Consider the following 14,904-nt stretch of genomic DNA (forward strand, 5'->3'; position numbering starts at 1 on the left):
AAGGGTTGCTGCCGGACAATGGACGCCGGGCAGCAACCGACAGGGACATCAGGCGGACATGATATCAATAATGGTGCTGTCTGTGGCAGACATGCCCTCCTTCACCATCTGGCCGACGTTGCGGATGGTCTGATCCACGTCGCCGGCGACGATCCCCTGCCCCGACACCGAGTGACTGTTGAGGGCCATCAGGAAGCCGCGCACCGCCGCGCCGGAGGAGGTACTCACCTTCATGGCGCAGGAGGCCTTCGCCCCGTCGCACACCATGCCGGCACTGTCGCTCAGTACATTCTGGATGGCGAAGCAGGATTGCTCGAAGCTGCCGCCCGCCAGATAGACCATGGCCATGGAGGCGGCCGCGCTGGTCACGGTATTGCCACAGAAGGCCGACAGCGGCGGATAGTGGGACTTGATATAGATGGCGCCCAGATGGCTCATGATGAGGGCGCGAGCCAGCTGCTCTTCGCTGGCCGCAAAGCGCTCGGCAATCACCATCACCGGAATGGTGGCGGCAATACCCTGGTTGCCGCTGCCGAAGTTGCTCATGGCTGGCAGGGTCGCGCCCCCCATGCGGGCATCGGAGGCGGCCGCCGTCATCATCACGATGCGGTTCATCACATCCTCGCCGATAAGACCGGCATTGATGTTCTGCTGCATGGTGCGGCCAATCTCCAGGCCATAGGGGTTATTCATCCCCTCGGCAGAGAGCTTGCCGTTGAGCTCGGAAGCTTTGAGGATGAACCTGATCTGCTCGAACTCCACCCGGGTGGCGAACTCGTAGATGGCGGCGATGCTGATATCGACGCCATCGCAGATGGAACCGGTGGCGCCGCCCTGGCTCTGATCGGCGGTGAAGGTCACTTCACCATCGCGGCGCTGCTCGACGATGCGGGTATGACCGCCGCACAGGGTCACTTCGGCGCTGTGCTCTTCACCCTTGTCATCAGTGCCATAAACGGTCACGCGGCAGAAGATAAACTCGGGGGCGGCGGTGCGGCTCACCTGCACCTTGCTGGCATCGATCAGCTGCTGGGCACGATCCACCTGTTCTGGCTGGATCGCGGCCAGCACCTCCAGCCCAGCATCGGCGTTGCCGCCGATAGCACCGGCCGCGGCCGCAATGGCCAGACCGATCTTGCCGGTGCCCGGCACATAAACACCCATCGAGTTTTTATAGAGGTTGTCCGACACCGCAACCTCGAGGCGACCGGGCTCACAGCCCAATTGCCGGGCGGCGACAGCCGCGGCATAGGCGGCGGCAATTGGCTCGGTACAACCCAGCGCTGGTTTGACAACCTGTTGAATAATCTGCAGATACTGCTGCCACGCTTGTTTCATCACTTGAACCTTTTTATCAGCATTAACGAGCGATATGGGCGATCGCTTCCACTTCAACCTTGACGCCCATCGGCAGATCCTTCACTGCGAAGCAGCTGCGCGCCGGACAATCTTTCTGGAAATAGGCTTTATAGACCTCGTTGAACGCGGCAAAATCGCTGATCTCGGCGAGGTAGCAGGTGGTTTTGAGCACGGTATCCAGCGAGCCGCCCGCGGCTTCCAGCACGGATTTCAGGTTTTCCAGTGACTGGCGGGTCTGAGCGGCAATCCCCCCTTCCACCACACCACCCTGCTGCTTGCAGACCGGCAACTGACCGGAGGTAAAGATAAGGTCGCCATAGGCAGTGCCGTGGCTGTAGGGACCGATAGCGTCAGGTGCCGCTGCTGCCGTGATGATGCGTTTCATATAGCCACTCCTATTTGTGCAATTTTTTTTGCAATCATGAATCTCATTCCGTTCAACATTATTTGCTTTTTATTTTATCCATTCAACAAAAAGATACAAAAATGGCGTTTAAAGGCACCTTTCGGCCTCAATATAAACCGTGATCACCATCCTGATTTGAACAAAAGTACTCTTATGGGCATTGTTTATGACAGTTTTATTCAACTATATTTGCGCCGCTTTCCCACATCCCTACAAAAAAGAAGGTTTTAATGGACGCGCATAGTACTACACTCGCCAGCCCCGTGATGGGCACGCTGGAATGGAAAGAAGCGGTTCGCTTCGACAGCACCGACTGGGGCTGGATCATCATGAGCATCGGCATGGCCATCGGCGCGGGGATCGTCTTCCTGCCGGTACAGGTGGGTCTGATGGGCTTATGGGTCTTTCTGCTCTCGGCAGTAATAGGCTATCCGGCCATGTATATGTTCCAGCGCCTCTTTATCAACACCCTGGCCACCTCGCCCGAATGCAAGGATTACCCCAGCGTCATCACCGGCTACCTTGGCAAGAACTGGGGTGTGCTGCTTGGTGCCCTCTACTTCGTGATGCTGGTGATCTGGGTCTTCGTCTACTCCACCGCCATCACCAATGACAGCGCCTCCTTCCTGCAGAGCTTCGGCGTCACCGACGGCCTGCTCTCCGAAAACCCGCTCTACGGTCTGGTGCTGATCTGCGGTCTGGTGGCACTGGCCTCGCGCGGCGAAAACCTGCTGTTCAAGATCTCCACCTTTATGGTGCTGACCAAGATCAGCGTGGTGGCCGTGCTCGGCCTGATGATGGTGGACAAGTGGGATGCAGCCAACATCACCGCCATGCCCGCAGCCGGAGACTGGATGAAGGATGCCATCATCATGCTCCCCTTTACCCTCACCTCCATCCTCTTTATCCAGAGCCTGAGCCCCATGGTGATCTCCTATCGCTCGCGGGAAAAGTCGCTGGAAGTGGCCCGCTTCAAGGCGATGCGCGCCATGAATATCGCCTTCGGCATCCTGTTCGTGGTGGTGTTCTTCTACGCGGTCTCCTTTACCCTTGCCATGGGCCACGATCAGGCGGTCAAAGCCTCCGAAGAGAACATCTCTGCGCTGGCCATGGTGGCCCAGGGGATGCCCGGCCAGACCCTCAAGCTCCTGAGCCTCACCCTCAACATCTTCGCGGTGATGACCGCCTACTTCGGCGTTTACCTCGGTTTCCGTGAAGCCTGTCAGGGTCTGGCGATGAACCTGCTGCGCCGGGTTCTACCGGAAAACCGCATCAACAAAGGATTGGTAGGCAAGGGGATCATGGTCTTTACCGTCATGCTCTCCTGGGGGGCCATCGTGCTCAACGCACCGGTACTGAGCTTCACCTCTATCTGCAGCCCCATCTTCGGCATGGTGGGTTGTCTCATCCCGGCCTATCTGGTCTATCAGGTACCGGCACTGCACAAGTACAAGGGCACCTCCCTCTACATCATCATCGTCACCGGCCTGCTGCTCTGCGTCTCGCCCTTCCTGGCGTTCAACTGATCGGTTGCAAGCGGATAGTCCCTTATCGGCCACGGGTCACCTTCGGGTGGCCCGTTTTCTATTGGCTCGGCTGACGGCGCTCCCGCCCGGAAGTAAAAAGCCAAGGGGATCACAACTTGCAACCGGCCATCACCCAAGGGAGGCCGCTCGGAGTACTATTCAGGCAACACGACTCACGCCCGCACTCAGGTATCGAGGCTTAACATGAAATGGATTTTCAACCCCGCCATCCGGCTGGGCAATCAGCTCTCCTTCAAATACAAATTCCTGCTCTGGTCCTGCCTGATGCTGCTGCCACTGGCCTACAGCATGACCAATCTGCTGGGGCGGCTGCAGGATGACAACGCGCAGGCCAACCGGGAGCTGGCTGGCGTGATCAATCTCGCCCCTATTCCCGCCATCGAACAGGCCCTGCTCACCCATCGCAATCTGATGACCCGCCACGCCTATGAGGTGGATCCGGTCGGTGACGATCAGCTCAAGGCAGCGGCACAAGCGGTGGAGCAGAGCCTGCAGGCCTTTGCCGACACCCGCCAGAACAACCCCTCCTTTGAGGTGATCCAGCAGGGCTGGGCCGCCTTGCAGAGTGAAGCGGGCAAGCTGGAAGTGGAGCAGAGCAACCTGCGCCACGACAAGCTGCTGACCGAGGTGCGCCACCTCTACAAGCACATTACCGCCGCCAGCAGTCTGATCCAGGATCCGGCGCTCGGTACCTACTACATGGTGATCCTCGCCAGCGAGCGGTTGCCGCAACTGCGTGACCTGCTGGCCCAGGTGCGGGATCGCGCCGCCACCATCGCCGACTTCGGCCTGTTTCAGGCAGAGGGCTACAGCGGCCTGCGTTTTCGTCTTGACCTGATCAGCGCCACCCTGCAGGAGCTGGAGGCTGATCTGACCCTGCTCTACCAAATCGAACCGGCCTACCGCGCCGAGCTGGGTCAGCAGACCGATGCTCTGATACAGCTGGTGCGTCAGGGGGTCGAGACCATGGAAAACAAGATGATGAAGGATCAGCTGGTGCAGCTCTCCACCAAGGAGGTGCAAGCGCTGGGGGATAAGATGGACGAGGCCATCACCGCACTGGCAGGCCAGGTACGCCAGCGGCTGGAGGCCGACTTGCGTCAGCGGCTGGCCGCCAACCAACGCCACTTCTGGTGGGTCACCGCGCCGCTGACCGTCAGCTTGCAGCTCTACCTCTACCTGATGATCGGTGCCTATCTCTCCCTGCGCGACACCGTAGGGCGGGTGCGTGATATCGCCGCCCGGGTCAACGCCCAGGATCTCAGCCAGCATATCGAGATTGTCGGTCAGGATGAGCTGGCCGCCATCAGCCGGGATTACAATGTGACCCTCGAGACCCTGCGCACCCTGATGCTGCGAGTGCGTGAAAATGGCGTCACCGTGGTGGAAAGCGCTACCGAGATCGAAGCGCGCACCTGCCGCTCGCAGGAGGTGATTGCCGATCAGCAAGGGGAGACCCATCAGGTCGCCACCGCCATCAAGGAGCTGGCCACCACCTCACAAGACATGGCAGGCAATGCCCTGCAAGCGGCCCGCATGACCCAGGAGGCGCAGAACGTGGTCGGTCAGGGCGAGGATGTGGTGGAGCGCACCATCAAGGCAATCGACCATATCAACCGTGAGGTGCTGCGTACCGCCGACACCATAGGCCAGCTGGAGCAGCAGTGCAGCCAGATTGGCGGCGTCATCAGCGTGATCCGTGGCATCGCCGAACAGACCAACCTGCTGGCCCTCAACGCCGCGATCGAAGCGGCCCGGGCGGGAGAACAGGGACGCGGCTTTGCGGTGGTGGCCGACGAGGTGCGATCTCTTGCCAACCGCACCCAGGGGGCTACCGTCGAGATCCAGCAGATGATTGAACAGCTGCAATCCGGTGCCCGCGCCTCGGTCACCGCCATGTCGGCGGCCAGCCATGAAGCGCAGGAGGGGGTCGGGCTGGCGCAGGAGGCAAAACAGGCTTTCGGCGCCATCACCGAGAAGGTGGATCGAATGGTCGATACCAACGCCATCATCGCCAGCGCCATCGAGCAGCAGGGCGCCGTGGTCAACGAGATCGAACGCAACGTGGTGCGTATCTCCGATGGCAGCGACGAGGCGTTGCAAGTGGCCAACGCCGCCCGCGATGCCGCCCGCCAGATCCACCAGCTCACCGAACAGCTGCGCGCCATGGTACAGAGCTTCATGCTGTAACAGAACGCTGACAAGCCGGGCTCAATATGAGCCCGGCATTACCCCGACCTCACGCCTGCCCACAACGCCTCAGTTGCACGGATCATCCAGAAAATCCCTGCACCCCACTTGCCGGGCAGACGCCAACAAAGTAGTCTCGAACGAAAACAAAATGCGGCATTCCTGACGCGTACTGTCGATGATGTCGAGGGAAACCAAGCCGCCTGTGAACCACAGATTAAAACCAGCGTCACGTCATCTATCACCCGCTTCAAGCGAGGATTTACCCATGGCCAGATACCAGTTTTTTACCATTCCGGCATCCAATCGGCAGCAATACACCTTTATCGACATGGCATCTCCGACTTTTCTGAGTGAAAAGGCGACACTGCTGACCCAAGGATTCGAGGTGGAGGAGGACTTTATTGACGCGACCAGTCCACGGGAGGCCGTCGAGAAGTACCAGTCCAATTTTCTCTATATAGCGGATGAGATAGGCAAGTCCGATAGCAGCTACGCCGCGGCCGTCGCCATGCTGGAAATTGGCAAGGGGTTATTGGGCAATAAAACCCGCCGAGATTAGGTGAAGCGGTCAAGAGTGGTGGCCATCGTGGCAACGCGCCCGATGGCCATATGGCAAGACATCAATTCGGTGATTTAGAAGCGCCCCAGCTGCTGGAGCATCTCGATCAGCTCCTCTTCGCTGCTCGGCTCATAGGCCAGCTGAAGGCTCGGCGCAGCGCCCCCCATCAGCATGTAGACGTTGGTGCTGCAGTGGTCGTAGTGATACCACTTACCGTCGATACAGACGTCGGTATAGCATCTCGGGTCCCTTTTCAGTTCCATATGCACATCCTTTTGTTACATTCCATCAACATCACTCCTGACCGTAAGACAACCCGCTGCGACCTATCTTGATACAGATCAAGATGTGCAACGGCAGTGCTCCTGCGGGCGCAATTCCTGCTGTTTTCCTCCCGGATGGCGTTGTGTAGCGCAAGTCCCCCTTTCTTCTCTTCCCTGACTTTAGCCTGACTACACTTAGCCCTGTCGACCCACACCACCATCTGGAGTCATACCGATGAAACCGAGGCTTTCCACCCCCACGATTTTCTCGCTCTTGCTCTGTGGCACACTGCTTGTGCAACCTGCTCTTGTGCAGTCGGCCAAGGCCGCCATCGACCCCAAGCCTGCCAGCGAATTTACCATCAAGGCAAACCAGCAGGTACTCACCACCCTGCCCTTCAATGACAAACAGGATTTCGAGGATGCCCAGCGTGGCTTTATCGCCAAACCGGAGACCCTGACCATCAAGGATGACAAGGGCAACGTGGTGTGGGATCTGGAGCAGTACAAGACCTACATCGGCCTCGACAAGGCCGCGCCGGAGACCGTCAACCCCAGCCTGTGGCGCAATGCCCAGCTCAACATGCAGTACGGCTTGTTCAAGGTCACCGACAAGATTTACCAAATTCGCGGCTTTGATCTCTCCAACATCACCTTTATCGAAGGCAACAAGGGCTGGGTGGTGTTCGATCCGCTGATCTCCCCGCAAACCGCCAAGGCGGCGCTGGCCTTCATCAACAAGACCCAAGGGGAGCGCCCGGTCACCGCGGTGGTCTACAGCCACTCCCACGTGGATCACTACGGCGGTGCCGCCGGTCTGTTCAACTCGCTGGACGAGGTGAAAAAGAACGGCGTCGAGATCATCGCGCCGGAAGGATTTACCGAACACGCGGTGTCGGAGAACGTCATCGCCGGCAACGCCATGGCTCGCCGCGCCGTCTACATGTACGGCGCCCTGCTGCCGCGCAACCCGCAGGGGGGCGTCAATGGCGGTCTGGGGCAAACCACCTCCACCGGCGTGCCCTCGCTGCTGCTGCCGACCCGCTTTATCACCAAAACCGGTGAAACGCTGACGGTCGATGGCGTCAAGATGGTCTTCCAGATGACCCCGGGCACCGAAGCACCGGCCGAGATGAACACCTGGTTCCCGGACAGCAAAGCATTGTGGATGGCCGAAAACACCACCAACACCATGCACAACATCCTCACCCTGCGCGGTGCCCAAGTGCGCGATGCACTGAAGTGGGCCAGCTTTCTCAACGAGACCATCGAAACCTGGGGTGATCAGGCCGAGGTCAAGTTCCAGAGCCACCACTGGCCACGCTGGGGCAATGCCAACATCGTTGACTACTTCAAAAAGCAGCGTGACCTCTACAAATACATCCATGACCAGTCAGTGCGCCTGATGAACATGGGCTATACCGGCGAGGAGATCTCCGAGCAGATCACCCTTCCCCCCGAGCTCAACAACTTCTGGCCGAACCGCGGTTACTACGGCACCCTGCGCCACAACAGCCGCGCCATCTATCAGCGCTACATGGGCTGGTACTCCGGCAACCCCTCCGATCTCGACAACCTGCCCCCAGAAATGGTCGGCCCCAAATATATCGAGTTCATGGGGGGCGAGCAGGAGGTACTGAAAAAAGCCAAGGCCTCGTTCGACAAGGGGGAATATCGCTGGGTAGCAGAAGTGCTCAAACATCTGGTGTTTGCCAACCCGAACAATACAGAGGGCAAGCTGCTGCTGGCAGATGCACTGGAGCAGCTGGGTTATCAGGCTGAATCCGGCCCGTGGCGCTCCGTCTATCTACAAGGCGCCTATGAGCTGCGCAATGGCGTTCCCAATGTTGGCGGAACAGTCACCGCCTCGCCGGATACCATCCGGGCTATGAGCCCCAGCATGCTGTTTGACTATCTCTCGGTGCGCATTAATCCCGAGAAAGCGGCGGGCAAGAAGATGGTCATCAACATGGCGTTCACCGACATCGAGGAGAAACATACCCTGAGTCTGGAGAACTCGGTGCTCAACCACACAACCCGCTATGCCGCCAAGCCTGATGTGACCATTACCCTGAGCAAGAAGACGCTGGATGATATCCAGCTCGGTCAGGGCACCATGGAGCAGAAGATCGCCAACGGCGAGATCAAGATCGAGGGTGATCAGCAGAAGTTCAGCGACTTCGTCACGCTGCTCGACAAGTTCAACTTCTGGTTCAACATAGTGACGCCATGATGCAACGCACCTTGCGCGCATGCATGGTCCTGCTCTGCCTCATCCCCGGGATGGGGCAGAGCTGTGGTTATGATGCCCTTTATCCCAATCCGTTCGAACAGAGCTGGCCGGGGACGGTCAATATTGCCATGGCCACGGCGACTGCGGTAAGCCGTGAGCAGTTACCCCCCTTGGCAGCTCTGACAGGCGAAGCCGGCTTCTCCCGTAGCCAGGCGTGGCTCCAAACTCTCAAAAGTCGACTCCAGCAGGCAGGGGTAGGCGGCGGTATCTCCATCCTGCTTATCGACTCAGGACTCTGGTCCAGAGTACGAGGTAAGGAGTCTCTGCTGCTCCAGCTGCACACCAGCGGCCCCAACCCAAAAGACCGGGTGATGCTGCTGAGTGAAGCCGCCATCAACGCCATGTTGAATGGGTCGCTTACCATCGAGCAGGGACTGCAATTGGGTATTGTGGAGCTGCAAAGAGACGACAATCAGCAGTTGCAGCGGGATCTGCACAAGGCGCTGAGCTCGCAGACCTGACCGCCACAGGAGGAACAGATAGAACAAAGGGAGGCAAATGCCTCCCTTTTTTATGCCTTCGCGGCGAACGTCAAGCGCGGGCGCTTATTCGTCTTCCAGATAGGCGTAGCCTTGCAGGCCAAGCTCCAGCTCGTCGAGCAGAGCTTTGCGAGTGGCATCGTCCAGCGCCGGATGAGCGGCGATCCGCTGGTAGTTTTCGCGAATGACGGACGGATCGATGTTGACGTAACGCAGCAGCTGGTCGACGGTGTCGCCACGCACCACGTTGCGAATGTCCATCTTGCCCTCTTCGTCCAGCCACACTTCCGCGCAGTGGGTGTCACCGAACAGGTTGTGCAGATCGCCGAGGATCTCCTGATAGGCACCGACCAGGAAGAAGCCGACGTGGCACTCTTCGTTCTCGCCATAAACCGGCATCGGCAGGGTGCTCTCGACCCCCAGACCGTCGACGTAGTGCTCGACCTGACCATCGGAGTCACAGGTAATATCCATCAGGATACCGCGACGGGTGAGCGGACGCTCAAGGCCAGCCAGCGGCATCACCGGGAATACCTGACCGATCCCCCAGGCATCCGGCAGGGACTGGAACAGAGAGAAGTTGGCAAAGCACTTGTCTGCCAGCTTTTCGCTCAGTTCGTCAGCCAGCGCACGGTGGTTTCGGTTGACCGGGTTGAGCAGCTCTTTGAGTGCCAGACAGGTGTTCTGGTGCAGCATCTCGGCCCAGGCACGTTGCTCAAGGTTGAGCAGGCCCATGGTGTACTGAGTATTCACGTCACCCAGATCTGCCACCGAATCATGGAAGATCTCCAGCAGGGAGGGATCTTCGCTGCGCAGATCCAGCCAGCCTTTCCACATGTTTTGCAGAATGGTCGGTGCATCTTCGTCCGGCGCGCTGATGTCGTTCATCTCCACCCCTTCGGCACCAATGATATTGGTGACCAGCACGGCGTGGTGGGCGGTCAGGGCACGGCCAGACTCGCTGATGATGGTCGGGTGCGGCAGGTCAAACTCGCGGCAGACATCGCCGATGCCCCATACCACGTTGTTGGCGTACTCGGAGAGGCTGTAGTTGGCGGAGCAGTGGCTCTGGGAACGGGTTCCCTCGTAGTCCACGCCCAGGCCGCCACCGACGTCCACGACTTCGATGTTGGCACCGAGGCGACGCAATTCAGCGTAGAAACGGCCGCACTCGCGGATGCCGCCCTGAATGTCGCGGATATTGGCGATCTGGGAGCCCAGATGGAAGTGCAGCAGTTGCAGGCAATCCAGCTTGCCCAGCCCGCGCAGACGCTCGATCAGCGCCAGGATCTGGGAGGCGGATAGACCAAATTTGGACATGGAGCCGCCACTCGATTCCCACATGCCGGAGCCGGTGGAAGCGAGCTTGGCACGCACCCCGATATTGGGCTTGATATTGAGACGAGCTGACTCGTCCAGCACCATTTCCAGCTCGGAGGGCTTCTCCACCACGATGTAGACCTTGTGGCCCATCAGGTTGCCCAAGAGGGCGTGGCGGATATATTCGCGGTCTTTGTAACCGTTGCAGACGATCACCGAGCCTTGCTCATGGTGATGGGACAGCACGGCCAGCAGTTCCGGTTTGGAACCAGCTTCCAGGCCAAGCCGGGGCTTGTCGCTGTAGGACTGGCTGATGGTCTCGATGACACGACGCTGCTGGTTTACCTTGATCGGGTAAACGCAGAGGTAGTCCCCTTCATAGCCTGACTTCTCGATGGCCTGACCAAAGGCGTTGAACAGCGCATCGACCCGACTTTTGAGAATGTCGGGGAAGCGCAGCAACACGGGGGTGGTCAGCCCGGACTGACGCAACTGTTCGATGGCGTCAGAGAGCACGATATGCGCGTCAGGGCGTGATTTGTCGGGGGCGACGGTCACATGACCGGCGTCATTGATATTGAAAAAACCCGCACCCCAGTAGGGAACGTTGTAGACCTTCAAGGAGTCCTTGCTGGACCAGTTAGTCATGGGCTATGCCTCGCAAATGAGCGACCCAAAGTCGCCTTCGTTACCCTCAATCACATCCAGACCATCTAGTGCAGAGTACGGTGAGCGCTGCCATCACGAGACGCAGCCACCCAAACCAGCGCTTTGCACATCGCGGCAAGCCAGAGGCTGCCTGGTGGATCTTGGGGAAGTAACGAGTCTTGATGTGGGGCTGGTGGCTTTACATCAAGCTCAACGGTATGCGGTGCCACTATGCCGTAGCGCCGCGGTACTTTGATGACAGACGACATCAGCCACGCCGTCAGTTCATCATTCGGCAGCGATCCCGACAGAAGGAGAGGGTTCCAAGGAAGAGAAGCGAAGGCGCCAGCACGCATGCGTGTTGATAGACGACAACAACCACAGCCCACCTCACCGTCAGTGACCGCCCATGACAAGGGAAGATGATGAGCCGGTGGCCCACTCGGTCAAATGAAGGATGAGAGTCTGTTGTTCTCCCTGATACCGGAGCCTAACCGGTATTAAAGAAACCATTCCCCAGCAGTGTCTGTCGTTTCTGCGTGCCTCGCCCTATAGGCGTATGATCGGTCGGATTTCTGGCGGCTCTGCCTGCTTCAGGGTTCCCTTGGATCGGCGCGGAGTGTACACACTTACCGCGGGCAGTGACAATAAAAAATAGTGTTCAAAATCCCCTTTTAATAAGTCGATCAAATCTTGCTGGCGGGCAGGCAGGATCTGGGATGGCGCAGGTTATGCGACAGCCCGATTCCCCCTTGAAAAGTGTGCGAAAACGCCATGGTTGGGCTCACGCCTTGCTGTGCGGTCGCTGAGGGGAATTTGGTCACCACCGCCAGCGCCTAAATATCGCAATAAATGCAAAATTTATGCGCATACCCTCGCCGAAGTTGCCCCGCGTGCCGCACATTCGCCACTCTCCCCTTGCGTCAAAAAATGGGAAAAACCTGCGCTGACGCAATGAGTGCCCCGCACGGATTGGCCACAATGACCGCTCACAATCGGTTAGAGGCTGACTAATGGATACCCTGCTTGAGCGTTTTCTGCGTTACGTAACTTTTCATACCCGCTCCGATGAGACCAATCCAGCCTGCCCCAGCAGCGAAGGCCAGCTGCTCTTTGCCCGTGCCCTGCAAGAAGATATGAAGGCGCTGGGGCTGAGCCAGGTCACCCTGGATGAACACGGCTACCTCACCGGCTGCCTGCCAGGCAACCAGCCGGACGCCCCCGCCATCGGCCTGATTGCCCACATGGATACCGCCGACTACGAGGCGGAGCACGTAGTACCGCAGATCATCGAGAACTATCAGGGCGGCGATATCTGTCTTGGCAAGGGTGACGAGGTGCTCGCCATCCGTGACTACCGCTTCCTGAAAAACTATCTGGGGCAGGACCTCATCACCACCGACGGCACGACCCTGCTGGGCGCCGACGACAAGGCGGGTATCGCCGAAATCCTCTCCGCCATCGACCATCTGCAGGCGCACCCCGAGATACCGCGCGGCGATGTCTGGGTCGGCTTTACCCCGGACGAAGAGATTGGCCGTGGCGCCAACTTGTTCCCGCTGGAGAGATTCCCGGCCAGGTGGGCCTATACCGTGGATGGCGGCGAACTGGGCGAGCTGGAGTATGAAAATTTCAACGCCGCCAGCGCCACGGTTCGTTTTATCGGCAATAACGTCCACCCCGGCACCGCCAAGGGGAGCATGATCAACAGCCAAACCCTGGCCGCCCGCTTCCACGCCGCCATGCCAGCCGAAGAGACCCCGGAGTGCACCGAAGGGTATGAGGGCTTCTTCCATCTGGCCCAGATGAGCGGCACCGTGGAGGAGAGCACCCTGCACTACATCATCCGTGACTTCGACGACGAGCACTTCGCCGCACGCAAGGCCGAGATGCAGAGCCGGGTCGCCGCCCTGCAGGCCGAGTATCCGAAGGCCCGCATCGAGCTGACTCTGACCGACAGCTATCGCAACATGCGTAGCCAAATCGAGCCGCACATGCATATCGTCGAGCTGGCCAAGGCCGCCATGGAGGCCGCCGACGTGGTGCCGAAAATCAAGCCCATTCGCGGCGGTACCGATGGCGCCCGCCTCTCCTTTATGGGTCTGCCTTGCCCCAACCTCTTCACCGGTGGCCACAACTTCCACGGCAAGCACGAGTTCATCCCGCTGCAATCCATGGAAAAATCGGTCGCCACCCTGGTGGAGCTGGTGCGCCTCACCGCAGCCTGGCGCGGTTAATCGGGTCGCTATCATTACCACGACCACCAAGGGGGGGAGCCGGTTTACCAGCACCTCCCTTGCTATCTGGCCATCACCCATCAGGAAAGGGAAACCGGGGAGGGTCGCTCAGAAGCTACTGGCTGCCGCTGCCATCAAACTGTCATCCCGCTGACATGTCGCGGGAACAGTGCCACATCATGCTGGGGGCAACGGATCGCCGGAGCCCCCAGATGTTCACTATCGATACCCTGCTGACCCAGCACTTCCCTCGCCTGCTTGGCTACCCCCTGCTCACCCCACTGTTAAAGCGGCTGCTGGGCTGGCTGCTCAACGAACGTGCCTTTGCCGACTTTGCCGCCCGCTACCCGCACCTGCGCGGCCTCGACTTTGTCGAGCAGGCGCTGACCCAGCTCGATTTCGACTATCGGGTCAGCGAGGCGCAACTGGAGCATATTCCCGCCTGCGGCCGGGTCATTCTTGTCGCCAACCACCCCATCGGCTCACTGGACGGACTGGCGCTGCTGCAACTGCTCGGCCGCATTCGTCCCGATGTGAAGATCGTCGCCAACCAACTGCTGGCCCAGCTCGCGCCGTTGCGCCCTTTGCTATTGCCGGTGGACAATATGGAGGGCAAGACCGATCGACAGGCCATCCTCGCCATGAACGAGCACCTCGCCCATGAAGGGGCGCTGGTGATCTTCCCCGCGGGTGAAGTATCCCGGCTTGGCCTAAAGGGGGTGAAAGATGGCCCCTGGCAGGCGGGCTTTATCAAACTGGCCCAGCGCACCCGCACCCCGCTGGTGCCCATCCATCTGGGAGGGCGCAACAGCCTCTGGTTCTATCTCGCCTCCTGGCTCAACAAGCCCGCCTCCGCCCTGTTGCTGGTGCGTCAGCTGTTTCGCCAGCAGGGGCAGACCCTGCCGGTGACCATAGGGGCGCGCATTCCGCTCGGCAGTTTTCAGGATCTACCCGCCAAGACGGCGGCGCGGCTGGTGCGCAACCACCTCTACCGGATTGGCCGTGGCAAGGCGGGGCGCCTGCAGACCGAGGCCCCCATCGCCCTGCCGGAGGATCGCCGCCAACTCAAACAGGCCATCGAAAGCTGCGAGCAGCTCGGCACCACCCCGGATGGTCAGGGGATCTACCTCTACCGCCGCCACGAACTGAGCCACTCGGTGATCCTGCGCGAGCTGGGGCGGCTGCGGGAGATCGCCTTTCGCGCAGTGGGGGAAGGGTCTGGCAAGCGGCGGGATCTCGATGGTTTTGACAACGACTATCACCACCTGATCCTCTGGGATCCGGCCCGGCTCGACATCATCGGCGCCTACCGGTTCGCCCCGGTGGCGGAGCTGCTGGCCAGCAAGGGGAAGGATGGTCTCTACAGCCACACCCTGTTCGGCTTCGAGGATAAGTTGCTGCCCCGGCTGGAGCAGGCCATCGAGCTTGGCCGCAGCTTTATCCAGCCCGCCTACTGGGGCAAGCGGGGGCTCGATTATCTCTGGTTCGGCATCGGTGCCTATCTGGCCCGCTATCCCCGCTACCGCTACCTGTTTGGCCCGGTGTCGCTCTCCGGCAGCCTGCCGCCGGCGGCCAAGGATCTGCTGGTGAGCTTCTACCG

11 protein-coding genes are annotated in these 14,904 nt (G+C 59.7%); 7 read left to right on the plus strand and 4 right to left on the minus strand.

Features of this window, described 5'->3' with window-relative positions; genetic code table 11:
• Positions 1-48: 48 nt before the first annotated feature.
• Positions 49-1,338 carry an L-cysteine desulfidase family protein gene (locus DBR30_RS12885; RefSeq protein WP_108541954.1) on the minus strand — a complete coding sequence of 430 codons (1,290 nt, stop codon included), beginning with the start codon at positions 1,336-1,338 and terminating at the stop codon, positions 49-51.
• A gap of 22 nt (positions 1,339-1,360) precedes the next feature.
• Positions 1,361-1,744 (minus strand): Rid family detoxifying hydrolase, encoded by a 384-nt coding sequence (locus tag DBR30_RS12890; protein WP_005344164.1) that lies wholly within the window; start codon positions 1,742-1,744, stop codon positions 1,361-1,363.
• 251 nt (positions 1,745-1,995) lie between these two features.
• Between DBR30_RS12890 and DBR30_RS12895 the strand changes: the two genes are divergently transcribed.
• The 3 genes from DBR30_RS12895 to DBR30_RS12905 all read left to right on the plus strand — a co-directional run bounded on the left by DBR30_RS12895 (position 1,996) and on the right by DBR30_RS12905 (position 6,064).
• The gene (locus tag DBR30_RS12895; protein WP_021229327.1) at positions 1,996-3,291 is read left to right on the plus strand and encodes an amino acid permease; all 1,296 of its coding nucleotides are present in this window, start codon (positions 1,996-1,998) and stop codon (positions 3,289-3,291) included.
• A 204-nt stretch (positions 3,292-3,495) separates the two neighbouring features.
• Positions 3,496-5,502, plus strand: a complete 2,007-nt coding sequence (locus DBR30_RS12900) for a methyl-accepting chemotaxis protein (RefSeq protein ID WP_108541953.1) — start codon at positions 3,496-3,498, stop codon at positions 5,500-5,502.
• Between the two features lie 268 nt (positions 5,503-5,770).
• Positions 5,771-6,064, plus strand: a complete 294-nt coding sequence (locus tag DBR30_RS12905; protein WP_108542086.1) for a hypothetical protein — start codon at positions 5,771-5,773, stop codon at positions 6,062-6,064.
• Between the two features lie 74 nt (positions 6,065-6,138).
• Here DBR30_RS12905 and DBR30_RS12910 read toward each other — a convergent pair whose 3' ends face one another.
• Positions 6,139-6,327 (minus strand): hypothetical protein, encoded by a 189-nt coding sequence (locus DBR30_RS12910; RefSeq protein ID WP_005334402.1) that lies wholly within the window; start codon positions 6,325-6,327, stop codon positions 6,139-6,141.
• Positions 6,328-6,562: 235 nt separating this feature from the next.
• Here DBR30_RS12910 and DBR30_RS12915 point away from each other — a divergent pair, with 235 nt between their 5' ends.
• A complete protein-coding gene (locus DBR30_RS12915; protein WP_108588374.1) occupies positions 6,563-8,560 on the plus strand; it encodes an alkyl/aryl-sulfatase in 1,998 nt (665 codons plus the stop codon).
• On the plus strand, positions 8,557-9,081 hold the full coding sequence (locus tag DBR30_RS12920) for a hypothetical protein (RefSeq protein WP_005353417.1): 525 nt from the start codon (positions 8,557-8,559) through the stop codon (positions 9,079-9,081). The genes DBR30_RS12915 and DBR30_RS12920 overlap by 4 nt, the downstream gene beginning before the upstream one ends.
• A gap of 84 nt (positions 9,082-9,165) precedes the next feature.
• Here the strand turns inward: DBR30_RS12920 and speA are convergent, their stop codons facing one another.
• Complete coding sequence (gene speA, locus DBR30_RS12925; RefSeq protein WP_108541366.1) at positions 9,166-11,067, minus strand: biosynthetic arginine decarboxylase; 1,902 nt, start codon at positions 11,065-11,067, stop codon at positions 9,166-9,168.
• 1,013 nt (positions 11,068-12,080) lie between these two features.
• Between speA and pepT the strand changes: the two genes are divergently transcribed.
• The gene (gene pepT, locus DBR30_RS12935) at positions 12,081-13,304 is read left to right on the plus strand and encodes a peptidase T (protein WP_108541365.1); all 1,224 of its coding nucleotides are present in this window, start codon (positions 12,081-12,083) and stop codon (positions 13,302-13,304) included.
• 212 nt (positions 13,305-13,516) lie between these two features.
• Positions 13,517-14,904: lysophospholipid acyltransferase family protein (locus DBR30_RS12940; protein WP_108588375.1), on the plus strand; the 1,388-nt coding region annotated here is incomplete at its 3' end.

It is taken from the genome of Aeromonas sp. HMWF017 (assembly GCF_003061465.1).
Taxonomy (GTDB): domain Bacteria; phylum Pseudomonadota; class Gammaproteobacteria; order Enterobacterales; family Aeromonadaceae; genus Aeromonas; species Aeromonas veronii.